General features: G+C 53.0%; 16 protein-coding genes and 1 pseudogene. 14 read left to right on the plus strand and 3 right to left on the minus strand.

All coding sequences use genetic code 11. From position 1 onward, the window contains the following. The first annotated feature begins 44 nt into the window (after positions 1-44). The 5 genes from paaA to AC1W8Y_RS03995 are packed head-to-tail and all read left to right on the plus strand — an operon-like array spanning position 45 to position 3,862. Complete coding sequence (paaA, locus tag AC1W8Y_RS03975) at positions 45-1,058, plus strand: 1,2-phenylacetyl-CoA epoxidase subunit PaaA (RefSeq protein ID WP_482013172.1); 1,014 nt, start codon at positions 45-47, stop codon at positions 1,056-1,058. Beyond that, complete coding sequence (gene paaB, locus AC1W8Y_RS03980) at positions 1,055-1,351, plus strand: 1,2-phenylacetyl-CoA epoxidase subunit PaaB (RefSeq protein ID WP_482013173.1); 297 nt, start codon at positions 1,055-1,057, stop codon at positions 1,349-1,351. Before paaA ends, paaB begins: the two co-directional genes overlap by 4 nt. Further along, positions 1,351-2,136 (plus strand): 1,2-phenylacetyl-CoA epoxidase subunit PaaC, encoded by a 786-nt coding sequence (gene paaC / locus AC1W8Y_RS03985; protein ID WP_482013174.1) that lies wholly within the window; start codon positions 1,351-1,353, stop codon positions 2,134-2,136. The genes paaB and paaC overlap by 1 nt, the downstream gene beginning before the upstream one ends. A gap of 5 nt (positions 2,137-2,141) precedes the next feature. After that, entirely contained in the window at positions 2,142-2,714 is a 573-nt protein-coding gene (gene paaD / locus AC1W8Y_RS03990) for a 1,2-phenylacetyl-CoA epoxidase subunit PaaD (RefSeq protein WP_482013175.1), read from the plus strand. 20 nt (positions 2,715-2,734) lie between these two features. Continuing rightward, positions 2,735-3,862 carry a 2Fe-2S iron-sulfur cluster-binding protein gene (locus AC1W8Y_RS03995; protein ID WP_482013176.1) on the plus strand — a complete coding sequence of 376 codons (1,128 nt, stop codon included), beginning with the start codon at positions 2,735-2,737 and terminating at the stop codon, positions 3,860-3,862. Here the strand turns inward: AC1W8Y_RS03995 and AC1W8Y_RS04000 are convergent. From AC1W8Y_RS04000 to AC1W8Y_RS04010, 3 genes are all read right to left on the minus strand, one after another. Continuing rightward, positions 3,859-5,268 carry an MATE family efflux transporter gene (locus AC1W8Y_RS04000; protein ID WP_482013177.1) on the minus strand — a complete coding sequence of 470 codons (1,410 nt, stop codon included), beginning with the start codon at positions 5,266-5,268 and terminating at the stop codon, positions 3,859-3,861. The genes AC1W8Y_RS03995 and AC1W8Y_RS04000 overlap by 4 nt on opposite strands. Further along, positions 5,265-7,001, minus strand: a complete 1,737-nt coding sequence (locus AC1W8Y_RS04005; protein WP_482013178.1) for an ArnT family glycosyltransferase — start codon at positions 6,999-7,001, stop codon at positions 5,265-5,267. Before AC1W8Y_RS04005 ends, AC1W8Y_RS04000 begins: the two co-directional genes overlap by 4 nt. A 91-nt stretch (positions 7,002-7,092) precedes the next feature. Then, positions 7,093-7,359 (minus strand): type B 50S ribosomal protein L31, encoded by a 267-nt coding sequence (locus tag AC1W8Y_RS04010; protein WP_482013179.1) that lies wholly within the window; start codon positions 7,357-7,359, stop codon positions 7,093-7,095. Positions 7,360-7,584: 225 nt separating this feature from the next. Here AC1W8Y_RS04010 and AC1W8Y_RS04015 point away from each other — a divergent pair, with 225 nt between their 5' ends. From AC1W8Y_RS04015 to uvrC, 9 genes and pseudogenes are all read left to right on the plus strand, one after another. Further along, positions 7,585-8,349 carry a class I SAM-dependent methyltransferase gene (locus tag AC1W8Y_RS04015; protein ID WP_482013180.1) on the plus strand — a complete coding sequence of 255 codons (765 nt, stop codon included), beginning with the start codon at positions 7,585-7,587 and terminating at the stop codon, positions 8,347-8,349. Positions 8,350-8,374: 25 nt separating this feature from the next. Then, on the plus strand, positions 8,375-9,337 hold the full coding sequence (locus tag AC1W8Y_RS04020; protein WP_482013181.1) for an ABC transporter substrate-binding protein: 963 nt from the start codon (positions 8,375-8,377) through the stop codon (positions 9,335-9,337). 113 nt (positions 9,338-9,450) lie between these two features. After that, the gene (locus tag AC1W8Y_RS04025) at positions 9,451-10,602 is read left to right on the plus strand and encodes an efflux RND transporter periplasmic adaptor subunit (RefSeq protein ID WP_482013182.1); all 1,152 of its coding nucleotides are present in this window, start codon (positions 9,451-9,453) and stop codon (positions 10,600-10,602) included. Between the two features lie 9 nt (positions 10,603-10,611). Then, a pseudogene (locus tag AC1W8Y_RS04030) lies at positions 10,612-13,716 on the plus strand (multidrug efflux RND transporter permease subunit); the annotation flags it as partial. A 26-nt stretch (positions 13,717-13,742) separates the two neighbouring features. Further along, positions 13,743-15,212, plus strand: a complete 1,470-nt coding sequence (locus AC1W8Y_RS04035; RefSeq protein WP_482013183.1) for an efflux transporter outer membrane subunit — start codon at positions 13,743-13,745, stop codon at positions 15,210-15,212. Next, positions 15,209-15,973, plus strand: a complete 765-nt coding sequence (locus tag AC1W8Y_RS04040) for a pyridoxine 5'-phosphate synthase (RefSeq protein WP_482013184.1) — start codon at positions 15,209-15,211, stop codon at positions 15,971-15,973. Before AC1W8Y_RS04035 ends, AC1W8Y_RS04040 begins: the two co-directional genes overlap by 4 nt. Positions 15,974-15,976: 3 nt before the next feature. After that, complete coding sequence (acpS, locus tag AC1W8Y_RS04045) at positions 15,977-16,390, plus strand: holo-ACP synthase (RefSeq protein WP_482013185.1); 414 nt, start codon at positions 15,977-15,979, stop codon at positions 16,388-16,390. Positions 16,391-16,401: 11 nt separating this feature from the next. Continuing rightward, positions 16,402-17,454, plus strand: a complete 1,053-nt coding sequence (nagZ, locus tag AC1W8Y_RS04050) for a beta-N-acetylhexosaminidase (RefSeq protein WP_482013186.1) — start codon at positions 16,402-16,404, stop codon at positions 17,452-17,454. A 53-nt stretch (positions 17,455-17,507) separates the two neighbouring features. Next, on the plus strand, positions 17,508-19,346 hold the full coding sequence (gene uvrC / locus AC1W8Y_RS04055) for an excinuclease ABC subunit UvrC (RefSeq protein WP_482013187.1): 1,839 nt from the start codon (positions 17,508-17,510) through the stop codon (positions 19,344-19,346). Positions 19,347-19,361: the final 15 nt, after the last annotated feature.

Consider the following 19,361-nt stretch of genomic DNA (forward strand, 5'->3'; position numbering starts at 1 on the left):
TTGCGTTCTGCGCTAAGTCTCGTTTTCAGAGGGAGTCACACTATATGTATACCCAATCATTCAACGTGCCGGATGCTCCGGGTTTGAAAACCGTTTCGGTTGATCCCTCTGCAGAAAACGCAACTGCTCAAAGGCGCTTTGATGACGTCATTGATGCGGATGGCAAGATCGAACCGCAAGACTGGATGCCAGACGCCTATCGTAAAACCCTGGTCCGGCAGATTAGTCAGCATGCGCATAGCGAAATTGTCGGCATGTTGCCCGAAGGAAACTGGATCAGTCGCGCCCCCAGTCTGAAGCGCAAAGCGATTTTGCTGGCGAAAGTGCAAGACGAGTGTGGACACGGCCTTTATCTCTATAGTGCTGCTGAAACGCTGGGGACCAGTCGTGACCAAATGCTGGACGGCCTGCACTCAGGCAAATCCAAATACAGCTCTATCTTCAATTACCCAACGCTCACCTGGGCCGATGTCGGCGTCATTGGTTGGTTGGTGGATGGGGCTGCGATCATGAACCAGATCCCTTTGTGTCGTTGTAGTTATGGTCCCTATGCCCGGGCGATGATTCGGGTGTGTAAAGAAGAGTCCTTTCATCAGCGACAGGGCTACGAGGCGTTGCTCGTCATGATGCAAGGTACGGCAGAACAGCGGGCGATGGTTCAAGATGCGGTCAATCGCTTTTGGTGGAAGTGTTTGGCGATGTTTGGCCCTCCGGATAGCGCCAGTGCTCACAGTGAGCAGGCGATGCGTTGGGGCATCAAACGCCTGTCTAATGATGAGTTACGCCAGCGGTTTATCGACGCCACGGTGCCTCAAGCGAAGGTGCTTGGGGTAACGCTTCCCGATACCGAGTTGAAATGGAACGAATCACGCCAGCATCATGATTACGGCCAAATTGATTGGAATGAGTTTTGGTCAACCGTCAACGGCAACGGCCCCTGTAATAAAGAGAGACTTGCCACCCGAGTCAAAGCCCACAACGATGGCGAGTGGGTTCGTGACGCGGCTTTAGCTCACGCAAGAAAGCAACAACGTAAACACGAACGGGAGGCCGCATGACAACGCCTGCTTTGAAAGAATGGCCGCTCTGGGAGGTCTTCGTGCGCAGTAAGCAAGGGCTAGAGCATAAGCATTGTGGCAGTCTTCATGCCGCTGACGCTGAACAAGCCCTGATGATGGCTCGTGATGTATATACGCGCAGACAAGAGGGCGTCAGCATCTGGGTCGTGCCCTCTGCAAGTATTACTGCGAGCGCGCCGCAAGATAAGGATTCGCTATTCGATCCTGCTGCCGATAAGATTTATCGTCATCCCACTTTCTACGACATTCCCGATGAAGTGGGGCATATGTGATGGCTGTCAACACCGATTATTTGCTTCATCTGGCAGATAACGCACTCGTTTTGAGTCAGCGCAATTCAGAGTGGTGCGGACACGGACCCGCGCTTGAAGAAGATATGGCCATGGCGAACCAGAGTCTTGATTTGATCGGACAAGCTCGTTTGCTCTATCAACATGTCTCGGCGTTACGCAAGGACGGCCGTACCAGCGAAGATTTACTGGCGTATTTTCGCGATCCTCATGAATTTCGAAATTACACTTTGCTCGAGTTACCACATGGTGTTGCGCTCCTGCCGACAGCCCGTGGCGATCGAGATTATGCCGTGACGATTGTGCGTAATTTTTTTTATAGCGCGCTGATGGTTCTTGTTTGGCAGGCGCTTAAAGTGTCATCCGATGGACATCTCTCGGCCATTGCGGCGAAGTCGCTTAAAGAAGCTGAATATCACCTACGCCATGCACGCGACTGGTTAATTCGACTGGGTGATGGGACCGAGCTATCCCATCAAAAGACACAAGCCGCGTTGGACTATCTGATGCCCTATACACAAGAGTTCTGGATAGATAGTCCCATGGAGATCTTGGCCGCGGAGTCTGGTCAGGGGGTGCTTGTGTCGACACTGAAAGAGCGTTGGGAACAAGTGGTTCTCGACGCAGTCGACCAAGCAACGCTTGCACCACCGAGTTCGGCGGGATTTGTCACCGCCGGTAAACAGGGAACGCACTCTGAGCATCTTGGCTTTTTGTTGGCAGAGATGCAGAGCCTCGCGCGAGCCCATCCCACGGCCGTTTGGTGACGACCGTGCAAACGTTCTGTCTGCCGACTGGGCCCATCGAGAGCATTCCGCGAGATGATCCGCATAGCGAGGTTTGGCGATTACTAGAGTCGGTCACTGACCCTGAAATTCCGGTCGTTTCGTTAAGGGAAATGGGTGTGTTGCGCGCCATTAGAACCAACGGCTCGCAGCTTGAAGTCATCATTACGCCCACGTATAGCGGCTGTCCCGCGATCGAGCAGATGAAAGACGATATCGTTCAAACGCTCGCTCAAGCAAAGCGCACGGTAAACGTCATGACAGAGATATTTCCCGTGTGGTCAAGTGATTGGCTGACACAGACGGCACGAGAAAAATTGCAGCGGTATGGGATTGCGCCACCACACAGCGTGCCAACGATTGAGGCAAGCTGCGCGACTGAGGTTGTCATCAACTTTGCTCGAAACCGTTCAACACACCCAAAGCAGGATGGCGTGGCGTGCCCGCAGTGCAAATCCATGAACACCACCGAGACATCGCATTTTGGTTCAACGGCATGCAAGGCGCTATATCGTTGCCTGGACTGCATGGAACCGTTCGATTATTTCAAACCCTATTAAACCCAAGGCACGTTACGACTATGTCAGGTGTTCCACGCTTTCATACGCTCACCGTCTCACACATCGCAGCTGAGGCAGAAGATGCCGTTTCGGTGGCGTTTGCCATTCCAGCTGAACTGGAACAAGCCTATCAGTTCTCGGCGGGCCAGTATTTGACACTGAGAACCACTATTGAAGGGCAAGATATTCGTCGTAGTTATTCGATTTGTAGTTCGCCAAACCATTTGGCCTTGCATCATGAACTGGTGGTTGGTATTCGACGTGTTGAAGATGGTGTTTTTTCAACCTGGGCAACGACGCAACTCAAGGTCGGGGATCTTGTGCAAGTGATGACCCCTCAGGGTCGATTTGTGTCGAACAAGCCTCGTGCGCTTCACCGGGTGGGTTTCGTCGCGGGATCGGGTATTACGCCAGTGCTGTCAATCATGGCACACGTGCTCGAAGATCAACCCGGGTCGAAATTCACGCTCGTTTATGGCAATCGAAGCATGTCGACCGTCATGTTCAATGAGACGCTTCAAGATCTCAAAGATCGCTACATGGATCGACTGACGTTAGTGCATATTCTCTCGCGACAGTCGCAAGAAACTGACTTGCTACAGGGGCGTATCGATGAGGCAAAAGTCAACGCGCTCATAGAAAAGCTGTTGCCTGTTGAGAGTATGGATGAGGTATTTATCTGCGGTCCCGTGCCGATGCTTGAGGCCGTCGCAAGCGCGCTGGCAAAAGCCGGGGTAGCTGAGAGACGGATTCATGCAGAACGTTTTACGTCAACGACGCTCGAAACCGTATCTGCTCAAGCGCCACTCAAGGCGATTCGGCCAAGCACTGCAGAGCGCACTGAAGCAAAGACTCAGTCAACCCCCGACGCGGTGAAACTGTCTGTGGTTCTTGATGGAAAGCGACATGAACTCACCATGGAGAAGCACCAGAAGGTGCTGGATGTCGCGCTGCTTGCTGGTCTGGATCTACCCTATTCGTGCAAAGGAGGCGTGTGTTCGACCTGTCGAGTTAAGGTGATGGACGGGTCGGTTGATATGGAGAAAAATTTCGGTCTTGAAAAGTGGGAGACCGATCAAGGGTTTGTATTATCCTGTCAGGCGATGCCAACGAGCGCGCAGGTGGCGGTCAGTTTTGATGAACGCTAAATGTGTAAACCGTCGTCACGTCTGACGATATAGCGATAAAACCCTTGTAGCAGCGAGGCCGAGATGGCAAGCCCAAGCGCTGCCATCAACCACATACTGGTCGCGCCAAGTGGGGCGCCTGGCAGCAGCTCACGAATCACTGGGGCTAGATAGGCACTACCAGAACCAAATCCAAACCACCACCCGCCCATCAAGCCTACGCAGAGTAGCGCAAAGATCTGTAAAAGCATGGGCACAATCGCAATCTTGTGGGCACGTAGTATGTAACTATTGATGCATTGCATTGAATCGATGATGTGGAACCACGGCAGGATGGCAAGCAGCGTGAAGGCAACGGCTGCGACCTCGGCCTTATCCGTGTAGATGCCAACAATGGTTTGACGTTCAAAGAAAAGCAGTAACGCTGTCAGTATCGCCCCTGCGAGGCAGATACCCAGCCCCACCATACTGGTGCGGTGAGCATGCGCGAAGGCTTTCGCCCCTAAAGATTGGGCAGACAGCGCAGCAGTGGTGACGCCAATTGACATTGGCATCATGTACGCCAGCGCGGCAAGGTTGGACATGATTTGGTGTCCACCAATCACCGCGGTGCCTTCTTGAGCAACAAGTAAAGACATGAACGTGAAGGCGCATACTTCGACGAAGTAGGATCCCCCCATAGGAATACCTAATCTGAGAATACTGCCAATTTCTGCCCAATCAGGCCAACCAAAACGAAGATTGAATTGTTTGTAAAAAGGTGTGCGGCTCACGATCCACATGCCGACGATCAAACTGATCCAGTTGACAAGACAGGTCGAAACACCGGCACCGGCGGCGCCGAGCGCAGGCACGCCCCAATGACCAAAAATCAGTAACCAGTTACACACTGCCTTTAAGGCAATCCCGAGCAGATTGATCATCATGACTAATTTAGGTCTCGAGACAGCATTGGCCAGGGAATAGATCGTTCTGAAGATCAAAGCAGCCGGCAATGCCAGTGTCAGCGCTGAGAGGTAGTGGCTCATGCTGATTTTGACTTCAAGCGGAACGTCACCCGAGAAACTCAACCAGATATTTGGATACAGCATGACCAAGCCGCCTGCAACTGACAAACCCAGCGCAACCCAAATACCTTGACCCCAGGCGTGCCCGATGCGATCAAGCTCGTTTGCACCGTAATACTGAGCCAGAATCGGGATTAACGCATGCATGACCCCCATCAAGCCGACAAAAACCGTGATGTAAATCGACACGGAAAGCGCCATGGTGGCCAGATCATTGGCGCTGGCATGACCGGTCATGATGGTGTCCAACACGCCGAAAGCAATACCTGCCCAGGCACTGATTAAGGTCGGCCAGGATTGCTTCAGGATTGCCTTTGCTGTTGAAGACACAGACTTGGTCACGACGAGATCAACGCTCACTTGGCCAAGATCCGCAACAAGCGGTAGCGATCGAAACGATCTGCACCGCGCGAACCTTGCCAAATAACCCGTGCGCCCTCTGCGTAGCCAGCAGAGCTATCCTCAAGTTGTTGCAATGAGGTTTGCTGCAGCACAATCGGACAAGCGGAGTCGTAAGTGAAGGTAATTCTGTCGAAAACATAAAGTGAAGCACGCGGTCCCGCGGACAAGCCTTGCGCCCGAACACATTGCACAGGTTGTCCAGGTTTTGTCAGTTTCAGAAGTTCAATTTTGATGGCCTCTGACATAGGTCGATAACTGCGAACATAATCAACCGCAGGCATCCAGAGTAAGCATAAGAGTACCCAGGTACAGGTGATGCCCACTGAGCAAAGAATGACGCCGCGCCAAAGCACGCTCGGATGGAAGCGTACACGCCAGATCACTACCCAGACCCATCCCCCGGTTACAGCAGCAGCAGCGATGACTGTCCACCACCGGATCTGCGGGATGTACCCAACCGTTTGGCGGGCAATGTTGAGCGAAATTCCATGGGGGATGTCAAAGTGCAACGCCATCCAACCGACCCAAACGCAGACGACGGTCACAGAAAAACACATGACGCCAAACCAGTCCAAAGTATTGACCACCCCGCGTCGCATGGTTGGTAGCGAGAAGGCACCCAGCACCGCGCATGGTACGACTAGCATCATGTAGTCAGGTTCACCAGGCTCAGAAATAAACAGCGACACAACAAGTGTGCTGATCAAGAGGGACAAAGGGATCCAGATGTGAGGGGCAGCAAGCCATCGCCGCCACTGCCACAAAGCAAGTGCGGCCAAAGGCCAGGTTGGCCAGAGAAACCAAGGCAAGTCTCGGATCGGTCGTAAGATGATGTCCCACAGTGGTTTGCTGAAGTAGTCGCGGTTCCATTGGGCCCATTCTTGCAACCAAGCAATATTCAAGCGCTTGGCGGTCAACCACCAGCCCAAGCCAAGCGTTGCTGCGATTAACAAGGCCCAAATAAGCCAATGGACGCGACGCCAGAGTGCGCCTCTTGGCTGAAACGCTAACGGCAGCGCCAATAAGATTGGCAAGAGCCCGGGCAGCGCCTTGGTCAGGAAAGCAGCCGTCATCGCGAGCCCCAACATGGTTGCGCCGAATTTTGGCTTATCAAGCATGCGAGCTAACGCATAAAACGCGAATGCCTGACATGCTAAGGACGCGATGGCAATAGAGGTTTCATGCACTCGTAACAAAATACCGACGGTGGCCAGAATGAGCAAAATTGACGCGTCTGCCAGTAAACGTCCGTAATCTTTTTCAGAAGGTTCACCACCAAAGGGCAGGGCAAGTGGTTGGGCCTCTGCCCGACGGCCCAGCAAGTAGGTGCCATACCAAACCGATGTGATCGTGATGGCAAACCAAGCAACATTGGTGAGTCGTGAGGAGAGCACTTCGCCCATCAGTGGGCCAAAGACATAGATAAACCCGGCGCCCAGCCACATCGTCAGCGGGCCGTCTTGCGCCAGCGGGGCTGTGCCAACTTGAGGTAACCACCATGCATTGCCACCCAGATCGAGCGCGCTCAGCATCGTTGCTAAGCCGACGGCGTCATCTGTCTTCCAGGGATCACGCCCGATTAAGCCGGTCAGGATGTAAGTCACCGCCAGCAGAAAGAGCCAGACCCGGGGGAGCTTGACCGTTGCGGGCGCCGTGAGTCTGGCAGGTGTATGTGGGGTTTGGAATTGCACGTGCGATTAAGACCTTAGTAAAAAAAAAGCAGCCAACGGCTGCCTTTTGTCACGGCGAGCAAGACCCATCTCTGGATGAGTCGAGCCATGATTACGCCGTTGCTTTTTTGATGCCTGTGGTACGAGCAAAACGGGCACGGAATTTCTCGACGCGACCAGTCTCAACGATACGGGTTTGGGCACCCGTATAGAAAGGATGCGATTCTGAGGTAACGTCACACTTGAACAGCGGATAAGTCTTGCCATCAATGTCGATGTTTTCGCGGCTGTTGAGCGTTGAACGGGTGATGAACTTGTTGCCAGTTTGCAGGTCAACAAAAACGACATCACGGTATTCTGGATGGATACTGTCTTTCATAAATTTCCTTTGAAGTGATCGGGTCGCCAGCTTTTGTTTTGCACGCGGTGTTTGACCTTCGCGCTTTTCCGTCAAAGACGAACAAAAACAACGTATCCATTAGTTAGCCCGCAATTCTACCTACATTCGTGTTTTTTTGCAAAAAATCAATGATTTGCAAGGTCTTTGCTCTGCTGGTACCTGGGGTTGTTATAGTTCGATCCTTACGAGAGACGGAGTCGATTTTTGTCCAATAAGCCATCTATTCACGATGCCCCCACCATTTCTGAAGCTCAAGGGATCCGTTATCTGCATTTTGGAACAGAATGGGTGCAGGGGGCGATGTGGGTTGCCAAGCCTCACGAGCTTGTTCTTGAGTACACCGCGCAGATGATGGCGTGGCAGTTGTTCCTTGATCCTCCCGACACTCAGCGGATTGGGTTGCTGGGATTGGGGGCTGGTTCGCTCACTCGGTTTTGCTTAAAACACTATCAAAATCCTGTCACTGTTGTTGAATGGAACCCCCAGGTCACCGCTGCCTGCGAAATGTATTTCAAACTTCCAAGGCCGCGTCGCTTGAGTATTGAGCACTTGGATGCGGCCGTGTGGGTAACTCAAACTGAGCAGGCGGGGCAGATTGCTGCGTTAATGGTTGATTTGTACGATGCGCAGGCGCGTGGCCCCGTGCGTGACTCAGTCGCTTTCTATACGGATTGTCGACGCGTCTTGTCTGATGTTGGGGTCTTGACCGTCAACTTGTTCGGTGCTCACGAGAGTTTTGAGCGCAATATGAAGCATTTGAATGAGGCGTTTGAGGGCCGTTTACTGACGTTGCCGCAAATGGACGCTGGCAATCAAATTGTGATTGCCTTTAAGGGGCCACGACTTGAGGTCGCGGTCAGCGATTTACTGAGCCGGGCTGAGTTGGTAGAGTCTCAGTGCGGATTGCCCGCGCGTAAGTGGGCAAAATCGCTCGTCTCGCAATCAAAAGAGGGCATCCTGAGTGTTTGATGGGTTCAGCAGAGGCTTGCGTGTGATGAGATATGTGACTGTGCTGCTGTTGGCTTTTTGCAGTCTCAGCTTATCTGGGACATCGATGGCTCAACAGAAGCAAGTGGTCGTGGTGGTTGGACGCGACACAAGTGCGACCCCTCTTTTGCTTGCAGGGGTCAAAGACGCGCTAAAAGCAGCAGGGCTCGTCGAAGGCAAACAATACAACCTCAGCCTTCAGTCCATTGATGCGCAAGGTGGCGATTTAAACCGCCGAGCTCAAGCAGCCATTGCTGGCAAGCCCGATATCATCGTCGCGCTGACAGCACCGGCAGCGCTTGCTGTGCTTGCCCAAGAAAGCAAAATCCCGCTGCTGTTTGGTGATGTGTACGACGCCGATGCTGGCCGGCTGACCGCCGCTCAAATTTCGGTGACGGCGCCGGTGGCAGGGGTCATTTCATCGATTGCGCCTAGCCGACAAGTAGAGCTGATCAGAACGTTGGCGCCTGGCGCAAAGCGAATTGGTGTTTTGTACCGAGCCGGTTCGCCCACATCGCTTGCGTTAGTCAAACCGTTGACTGAAGCGCTGTCGAAGTTTGGGTTAGTGTTGATTGAGTCGTCCGTCAATCGAAGCGCAGATGTTGGCGCGGCTGCTCGTAGCATGATTAGTAAGGTCGATGTGTTTTTTAGCATCGATGATGCAACCGTGTCGCAGGCTTATCCTGCGCTGGTCAAAGTGGCGATTGACGCCAAGTTGCCGCTTATTGCCTCTCAAGCGCAAGCCGTAGCGCAGGGGGCACTTGCCGGTTTAGAGTTTAATCAACGCGAAGTTGGTCAACAAATGGGGCGACTTCTTGTCAAATTATTAAGAGGCAACGCGCTGGGCGCGACGCCCATCGAAACCATTGCTAAGCCCGCCTTATGGATTAATCAAGAGACAGCCCGCAAGCTTGGCTTAGTACTTCCCGATGCAGTGATGAAGAGCGCTGCTCAAATTCTCGATAGGTGAGCAATCCCCACCAGTTGTTCAGATCGTTGCGGCGACCGTGATACAGTGTTTTCCCTTGGTATTGATGCTGGTGTGTGGTTCACCACCCATTTTTGTTTGAAGAGATCTCCGACATGCGAATTTTCAGCCTATCTATGACTCGGTGGGTTGCTTTGCCCGCGGGGCTGCTGGGTGCCGTTTTTGTGTTGGCGGGTTGCAGCGACAAGCCAGCCTTCAACCCTGGCCCTCCCCAAGTGGTCACCGTGACCCTTGTGCCAGAGTCTGCGGTGGTTCAGTCCGACTTGCCTGGCCGAGTAGCGGCAGTGCGCGATGCGCAGATTCGTGCACGCGTGACAGGGATCGTTCAAAAGATCGTGTTTAAACAGGGTGCACTCGTCAAAGAAGGGGATTTGTTGTTCAAAATCGATGCCGCTCAGTATCAAGCGGTATACGACCAGGCTGCGGCACAACTTAAAAAAGCCCAAGCCGATGAATTTTCTGCAAAGATGCTGGCTCAGCGATATCAACCGCTGGTTGCAGCGAACGCTATTAGTAAGCAAGACTATGACAATGCCCGTGCTGCGGCTAACCAGACAGCAGCGCTCGTGGCCGCGGCGAAAGCCACGCTTGAAAGTGCCAAAATTAATCTTGAATACACCAATGTCAGATCCCCGATTACAGGGCGTATTGGCAAAGCGTTGGTCACTGAGGGTGCTCTAGTCGATTCAACGTCGGCGACGCAAATGGCCGTAGTACAGCAGCTCGATCCCATGTATGTGGACGTCAACGAGACGACAGCTAACCTTGCACGTCTGCGTCGACAGTTTAAAGAAGGTCTGCTGCAGCGAATATCCGAGAACGAAGCACAAGTGTCCATCGTCCTTGAAGATGGATCCCTTTATGCGAAGCCAGGGAAACTGTTGTTCACCGGTGTCTCTGTGAATGAGACGACAGGTCAAGTCGCTTTGCGTACCGAGATTCCCAACCCTGCGGAAGTCTTATTACCTGGTATGTTTGTGAGAGTTCGTGTCGAAGAAGGCATCAACAAGTCGGCCATGTTAGTTCCACCGCAGTCCATACAGCGCACGCCTGATGGTCGCACCAATGTGCTGATTGTCAAAGACGGAAAAGTCGCTCTGGTGCCTGTAAAAACTGGCCCCTCGTTCGCGGGACGCGTCATCGTTGATGCGGGTTTGCAAGCGGGTGATGAAGTCATCACTGAGGGTTACCAGAAAGTCAGGCCCGGTATGCCGGTCAAGGTTGTTCCCGCCAGCAAACAGCAATAGGGCCGTTTCATGCCACAATTTTTTATTGACCGTCCGATCTTCGCTTGGGTTGTCGCAATCTTTATCAGCTTCCTGGGTATTTTGGCGATACGGTTCATGCCGATCTCTCAATATCCGATTGTGGCACCACCGGCCATCACGATCACGGCCCTTTATCCCGGGGCTTCAGCCAAAGAGGTCTCTGAAACGGTCACCAGCATCATTGAAAACCCTTTAAATGGTGCCAAAGGCCTTTTGTATTACGAGTCAGTGAGCGACTCGAACGGCCAAGCGCAAATCACGGTGACTTTTGCCCCCGGCACTAACCCCGATTTGGCGCAAGTCGATGTGCAGAATAGAGTAGCCAACGTGGCTGCTCAGTTGCCCGATGTCGTCAATCAGCAGGGTCTGCAATTTCAACAAACCGGGACCGGCTTTCTATTGATCGGGACCTTATCGTCAACCGACAACGCCCTAGATCAGGCAGCGCTAGCGGATTACATCACCCGTAACATTCAGAATCCAATCGCTCGCTTGGATGGCGTCGGTCAGTTCCGGTTGTTTGGTGCACCTCGAGCCATGCGCATCTGGGCAGATACCGATAAGCTGACCGCGCTTGGCCTGAGCACCACCGATTTAATCACCGCGCTCAAGCAGCAGAATGTGTTGATTTCGGCGGGTAGTATTGGTTCGCCACCTAACGATCCCAAGCAGCGCACCATGGCGACGGTGTTGGGTAACGGGCAATTGACAACGCCTGAAGGGTTTGGCGAAATTGTTGTTCGAGCTAATGCTGACGGATCATCGGTTCGTTTGAAAAACGTGGCTCGGATCGAGGTCGGCTCCGATAGCTATTTGTTGGCGGCTCGTTTGAATGGCAAACCCACTGCCGCCTTTGCCGTCGTGTTAAAGCCTACTGCAAATGCACTGGATGTGGCCACAGCGGTGCAAGCCAAGATGAAAGAACTGACGCCTTACTTCCCGGCTAACGTCGAGTTCAAAATCCCGTACAACACAGCACCCTATGTTTCAACGTCAATCGAGCAAGTGATTCACACCTTATTTGAAGCAATGGTATTGGTGTTTTTGGTGATGTACTTGTTTTTACAAGATTTCAGGTACACGCTGATCCCCGCCATCGTGGTGCCCGTGGCCATGCTGGGTACCTTTGCCGTCATGCAGGTGTTCGGGTTGACGATCAACGTGCTGACCTTGTTTGCGATGGTGCTGGCAATCGGCATTTTGGTGGACGATGCTATTGTGGTGGTTGAAAACGTTGAACGCATCATGGTCGAAGAAGGCTTGTCGCCTAAACAAGCGACGGCCAAGGCAATGCCTCAGATCTCTGGGGCAATTGTCGGTATAACGGCTGTTCTGACGACGGTGTTTTTGCCACTGGGGTTCATGAGTGGCTCGGTGGGCGTGATTTATCGACAGTTCGCGATCGGGATGTCTGTCTCGATTATGTTCTCGGCGTTCCTCGCGCTGAGTTTCACGCCCGCTCTGTGTGCCACTATCCTCAAGCCAATTGCGAAAGGCCATCATGTTGAAAAAAAGGGCTTCTTTGGTTGGTTTAACCGAGCGTTCAAGCGCACGACCGATTCCTATGAAACCGGTGTGACCAAGCTTTTGCGTCGCGGCAAATCGGTCATGTTTATTTATATCTTGATGTTGGGTGTTTTAGCCTTTCTATATTTGCGAATGCCTTCTAGCTTTTTGCCTGAAGAGGATCAAGGCTACATGCTCGCGAATATCGAGTTGCCAGCAGGTGCCTCGTCGAATCGCACATTGGATGTGCTGAAGAAGGCCGAGGCCTATTATCTGTCAGATCCGAACGTGAAAGACTTGATCACCGTGAATGGCTTTAGCTTTAACGGTAATGGTATCAACACGGGGTTAGCTTTTATCACCCTCAAAGACTTTGCCCAACGTAAAGGCAAGCAAAACTCTGCGCAAGCGACTGCAGGCAAGGCGTTAGGTGCCTTGCTAACAGGCATTCCCGATGCCGTGGTTTTTACTGTCGTCCCGCCCGCGATTCGAGAGCTTGGTAACGCAACTGGCTTTGACTTCAGATTGCAAGACCGAAGCAACCTGGGTTACGAGGCCTTGATGGGTGCAACCACGCAATTGATTGGGTTAGCCATGCAAAATCCCTCGCTTGCCCAAGTGAGGATCAGCGGCTTAGGGCCAGGGTCGCAGCTATCGCTCAAGATTGACCGTGAAAAAGCGGCTGCGCAAGGGGTGAATTTTTCTGAAGCGTCGAGCTTGCTTTCTTCAGCGATGGGGGCGGCTTATATCGGCAAGTTTCCCAATATGGGATGGATGCAGAACGTTTGGCTGCAGGCTGATGCACCATTTCGCATGCAAGTCGAAGATGTCCTGAAGCTGAACGCACGCAGCGCTTCAGGCGTGATGGTGCCCCTGTCGTCGTTCGTCGATGTGGAGTGGAAGCAAGGGCCAACGCAGGTGATTCGCTATAACAGCTACCCGGCGATTCGTATTGCTGGGACGTCTGCGCCGGGGCATTCGACCGGAGAAGCTATTGCGCAGATGCAAAATTTAATGGCGCAATTACCCCCTGGGTTCGCCTATGAATGGGCGGGCTTGTCCTACCAAGAAAAGCAAGCTGGTACGCAAGCGCCTTACCTTTTATCGCTTGCCTTAATGGTTGTATTTCTGGTGCTGTGCGCACTTTACGAAAGCTGGGCGATCCCGTTTTCCGTGATGCTTGTCGTGCCGTTGGGGATGCTGGGTGCGGTTGGCTTGGCCGTTGCAATCGGGATGAGCAACGATGTCTATTTTCAAGTGGGCATGGTGACAGTGATTGGGTTGGCGGCTAAAAACGCCATCTTGATTGTCGAGTTTGCGAAAGACCTTTTCGCTCAAGGCAGAACCTTGACCGAGGCATCGATTGAAGCGTCCAAGCTACGCTTTCGTCCCATACTGATGACATCCTTCGCCTTCATTTTGGGCGTATTGCCGTTGACGCTGGCAACAGGCGCCGGTTCTGCGAGCCAGCGAGCGGTGGGGTTTGGCGTGCTTGGCGGCATGCTGGCTGCGACGCCGTTTGCGGTGTTGTTCGTCCCGCTTTTCTTTGTTATCGTGCTGCGGTTCTTTAAAACGCAACCGAGCGTGCTTGGTAACACAGGGGCCACGCCGTGATGACATTGCGTATCCTAACGAGTGCGACGCTAGTCACTTGCTTGTTGACGGGTTTGTCTGGCTGCAACTTAGCACCAGACTACGCACGGCCCGATTTGCCAGTTCAAGCTGCTTGGCATGATCAATCGACTGCCAGCTTTGATGCCACAAAAAACCTGACAACGGTGACGGTTCAGCCTGTTCGGTCGATAGAAAGCGGTCGTGCGATCTCAGAAATTGGTTGGAAGGCGTTTTATCAAGATATACGATTGCAGGCCTTGCTTGAAATCGCGCTAACAAACAATCTTGATTTGCGTTTGGCGGTGCAACGGGTTGAGCAGACACGTGCACAATACGGCATCCAGCGGAGCGCTCTTTGGCCACAAACTCAGCTCAATGTCAGTGCCACGAGAACAGGGACTGCTAACGATTTCATTTCTTCGACAGCCACCAGCGCTGTGTCAAACGCTTATACAGCCACTGCCGGTTTAACGTCTTTTCAAATCGATTTGTTCGGACGTCTGCGCAACCTCTCTGAAGCGGCTTATGAGACGTACTTGTCAACAGACGACGTTGCTCGAAACGTGAAAATTACGCTGATCGCTAGCGTTGCTCAGCAATATTTTCGCGTTCGTATGGACGACATGCTGGTTGAGTTAGCTCAACAAACCATGGCCTCACGCAAGGCATCATACGATCTCGCCACGCGCCGTTTCGACGCAGGCATTACGTCAGAGCTCGACCTGAATCAAGCAAAGTCCCTGTTGGATTCATCCGCAGCCGACATGGCTAAATACAATCGAGACCGTGCGCAGGCAACGAATGCACTTGAGGTGTTGCTTGGGCAAGCCTTCCCTTCAGACTTGCCTGCAGCAGGGCCTTTGAGTACAGAATCCATGCTCCAGCAGTTGCCGGCGGGTGCGCCGCTTGATTTACTCGTCAACAGGCCTGATATTCGCGCTGCAGAGCACACGTTGAAATCGAACAATGCCAACATTGGGGCAGCTCGCGCCGCGTTTTTCCCTTCTGTGAATTTATTGGCGTTTTTCGGGTACAGCGCTGTTTCACCGAGTTCCGTGTTTCTGGGGCAATCCAATACATGGCAGGTAAGCCCGGCAATGACGTTACCGATATTTAACGGTGGCGCCCTTATCGCAGGTCTTGATCTAGCAGATGCCAACAGCAGAGCGGCAGTGACAAGCTATCAAAAAGCGATTCAAACTGCGTTTCGAGAAGTGTCTGATGGATTGGCGGGTGAGGCAACCTATCAGGCTGAATTGAACGCTATCCTCGCTCAGCAAGCCAGTCTTAAACGCAGCCTTGATCTCTCTAATCTGCGTTACAGTCAGGGCGTGGATAGCTATTTACAGGTGCAAGTCGCCCAGATTAACTATTACACTGCTCGGCAATTAGCGCTTTTGACCACGTTCAATGCGATGGTAAATCGGGTTCAACTCTATACGGCACTAGGAGGTGGCCTCAAGCCATGATTGATCTAGGTGTGAACATTGATCACGTTGCGACCCTCAGGCAACAGCGGCATACGGTCTATCCAGACCCTATCCGCGCCGCGCTACTCGCGGAAGAAGCTGGGGCAGATTTAATTACCCTGCACTTGCGAGAAGATCGCCGGCATATTCAAGACGCTGACGTCTTTGCGATTCGTCCTTTGTTGCGAACTCGGATGAACCTCGAATGTGCGGTCACTGAAGAGATGCTTGCGATTGCGTGTCAAGTTTTACCGCAAGATGTTTGCCTTGTGCCTGAGAAGCGCACCGAGCTCACCACCGAAGGCGGTCTTGACGTGATGGGTGGGTTTACGGCGATTAAGTCTGCCGTCAGCCAACTTCAGTCACAGGGGATACGCGTGTCGCTCTTTATCGATCCTGATGAGCAACAAATCAAAGCCGCGAGCGATGCCGGTGCGCCTGTGATTGAGCTGCACACGGGGGCATACGCCGAAGCAAAGACAGCGGCTGAAATTTCCTTTGAGCTTGATAGACTGCGAGCTGCAATTCAAGTCGCGGTTGCCGCCGGGTTAAGAGTCAATGCCGGACACGGCCTGCACCTGCTCAATGTCTCTCCCATTGCTGCGATGCCAGGGATTGCCGAACTCAACATTGGCCATGCCATCGTTGCGCAAGCTATTTTTGATGGTTGGGAACCGGCCATTCGGCAAATGAAAGCCACGATGCTCACGGCCCGGTTGCAGGCACAGCGGGGCAACGCGGCAACGCATAGCCAGGCATAACCGATGCAGCCAGTCAGCGCTATCGCCGGTATCGGTTTAGACCTCGTCAAGATGGATCGAATTGATCGTGCCTGGCTGCGGCATCCAGAACGTTTTCCCGAGAAAATACTGGGCGCAGACGAGTTAAAGGTATTCAAAGCCCGTGCAGCACGCGATCGACTTCGCGGGGTCCGGTATCTGGCAACACGGTTTGCAGCCAAAGAAGCATTTTCAAAGGCGATTGGTTTAGGCATGCGATCGCCGATGTGGTGGACAAGGATGCAAACGCTCAATATGGCTGGCGGACGACCCTGTGTCGTTCTGTCCTCACCGTTAAAAGAATGGTTCGAAGATCGATTTGGTGCAGCGCATATATCTCTCACGGACGAGTCAGCGTATGGTGCAGCTTACGCGATCGTTGAATCCAAACCGCTATAAAAGGCAGTGCTATGTCCAGTAAGAAAAGAAAATCAATGACCCCCCGCGGTCCTCTGATGGTCGATGTCGAAGGTGTGACGCTGACCGATGTTGAAAAAGAGCGACTTTGCCATCCTATGGTAGGTGGCGTGATTTTGTTTAGCCGCAATTTTGAAAGTAGAGAGCAGTTGGTTGAACTGACTCGCAAAATTCATAAGCTGAGAAAGCCACGCCTGCTGATTGCCGTTGATCACGAAGGTGGTCGTGTGCAAAGATTCCGTGAGGATGGCTTCACGGTGCTGCCATCGATGCGTGATCTTGGTGACGCCTGGATGAAAAATCCGCTTACCGCGATGCGTATCGCGACAGACGTCGGTTACGTGCTCGCAGCAGAGTTGCTCGCTTGTGGCGTCGATTTGAGTTTTACGCCCGTACTGGATCTTGATTACGGGGTGAGTTCGGTGATCGGCGATCGCTCGTTTCATCGAGATCCGCGAGTCGTCGCGATGCTGGCGAGAGCTCTGGCCCAGGGACTAGGTTTTGCCGGCATGGCCGCCTGTGGTAAGCATTTCCCCGGGCACGGTGCCGTGACCGCAGACTCTCATCACGAGATTCCGCGCGATGATCGTAGTCTGACTCGAATACTTCAAGAGGATGCGGCACCGTACCAATGGTTGGGCGATCAGGTTATCTCATCCATCATGCCAGCACATGTAATCTACACCAAGGTCGACAACAAGCCAGCGGGTTTTTCTAAGGTTTGGATTCAAGAGATTTTGCGCACTCGCCTGGGTTACGACGGGGTTGTGTTCTCTGATGACCTTACCATGGAAGGTGCTTCAGTGGCCGGAGACATCGTTGATCGCGCGCGGGCCGCACTCGATGCAGGATGCGATATGGCATTGGTTTGCAATCGCCCCGATTTGGCCGATGATTTGATTCAACGCTACAGCATAGCGCCAACAAAAGCGGCTCAAAACAGAATTGCTCGATTGATGCCCAGGCGCGGTCAATTGGATTGGAAGACATTACAAAAGTCTGACGCCTATCAGCAGGCGTTGCAGTCATTGAAGTCGCTTAAATGACGGGCGTTCGGCCGACCTCAACGTTAACACCTGAGTCACCGAAGGCATAAGTGGTGACACAGCATACTGACGCGCCCGCGTTTGATATCAAGGGGTTCTTGGCGCAACTGCCGCATTTGCCCGGGGTGTATCGGCATATTGATGCAGACGATGTTGTCCTTTACGTCGGTAAAGCCCGAGACCTTAAGAAAAGGGTTTCTTCCTACTTTCAAAAGACTCCCTCCAGCCCACGAATCGGTCACATGGTGGCTCGGGTGGTCAGGCTGGAGTTCACGGTCACGAGATCTGAAGCCGAGGCGTTGATCCTCGAAAACAATCTCATCAAGACACTGCGCCCCCGCTACAACATTTTATTTCGCGACGATAAGTCCTATCCTTACTTGATGCTGTCTGGTCATGTGGCACCACGCATTGCGTATTACCGGGGGTCGACGCAAAAGAAAGGGCAGTTTTTTGGGCCTTATCCAAGCGCTTGGGCGGTGCGAGAGACCATTCAGATTTTGCAGAAAGTGTTTCGTTTGCGGACTTGCGAAGACACCGTATTTTCAAATCGTTCACGGCCCTGTCTGCTGTTTCAAATCGGTCGGTGTTCAGCGCCTTGTGTGGGTGAAATTTCAAAAGATGACTATGCGGCCGATGCCCATCGAGCGGCTCGTTTTTTAAATGGCGAAACCCGCGAGATCATGGGAGACATTGAGACACGCATGCACGAAGCCGCCAGCGGGCTTGAATTCGAGAAGGCTGCGCTGCTGCGTGACCAGATGGGGGCGCTTGCTCGGGTGTTACATCAACAGACGATGGAAGATAGCGATAGCGCTGATACCGATATCATTGCCATTGCGTCTTCCAGCGGCAAGATTTGCGTCAATCTGGCGATGGTGAGGGGGGGCCGCCATCTTGGCGATCGGGCTTTTTTCCCGACGCATACGGATCACGATGTCCCTGCAGATGTCCTCGAGGTCTTTATCGCCCAGCACTATATCGATAATCCTCTGCCTGCCATCATGGTGGGATCGCATGCACTGCCTGACCCTGAATTGATTGATTTACTGGCGAGTTCAAGGCATACCAAAGTGCGGTTTCTAACTCGGCCACAAGGATTGTCTAAGGCGTGGCTTGAACAAGCCGTGCGCAATGCAGAGATGGCTCTGGCAAACGCGTTATCTGAAGCGGGGGCGCGAAGTGCCAGAACGCTGGCCCTCGCTGAGACCCTGAGTCTTGATACCGATCCCCTGGCACTCGACGAGCTGCATATTGAGTGTTTTGATATCAGTCATACGGCGGGGGAGGCTACCCAGGCTTCTTGTGTGGTTTACAACCACCATTCGATGCAGCCCTCTTTGTACCGACGCTACAACATCGCGGGCATCACGCCCGGTGATGACTATGCGGCCATGCGGCAAGTGCTGACTCGTCGTTTCGGTAAAGTAGCTGATGGGCAAGCACAGATGCCGGGGCTGGTGTTGATTGACGGCGGTAAAGGCCAAGTCGAGATCGCTCGCCAAGTATTCGCAGAGTTAGGCCTTGACATTCAGGTGATCGTCGGTGTGGCCAAAGGCGAAAATAGAAAAGTAGGGCTTGAGACGCTAATCTTTGCAGACGATCGATCCGCCTTAGTGCTTGGTCAAGAATCGGCTGCGCTGATGTTGATCGCGCAGATCCGCGACGAAGCGCATCGCTTTGCAATCACGGGCATGCGTGCCAAGCGAGCGCGGGCCCGCAACGTCTCCAGGCTCGAGGATATTGATGGGGTAGGGGCTAAGCGCAGGCAGAAATTGCTTGCACGTTTCGGTGGTTTCACTGGGGTGGTGTCTGCAAGCATCGAGGACTTGGCTTCCGTCGAAGGGATTTCACCCGACCTGGCCGAGCGTATTTACTTCGCACTCAGGTAATTGTCTTAGACCGAT

The sequence above is a fragment of the Jezberella sp. genome (genome assembly GCF_964834465.1).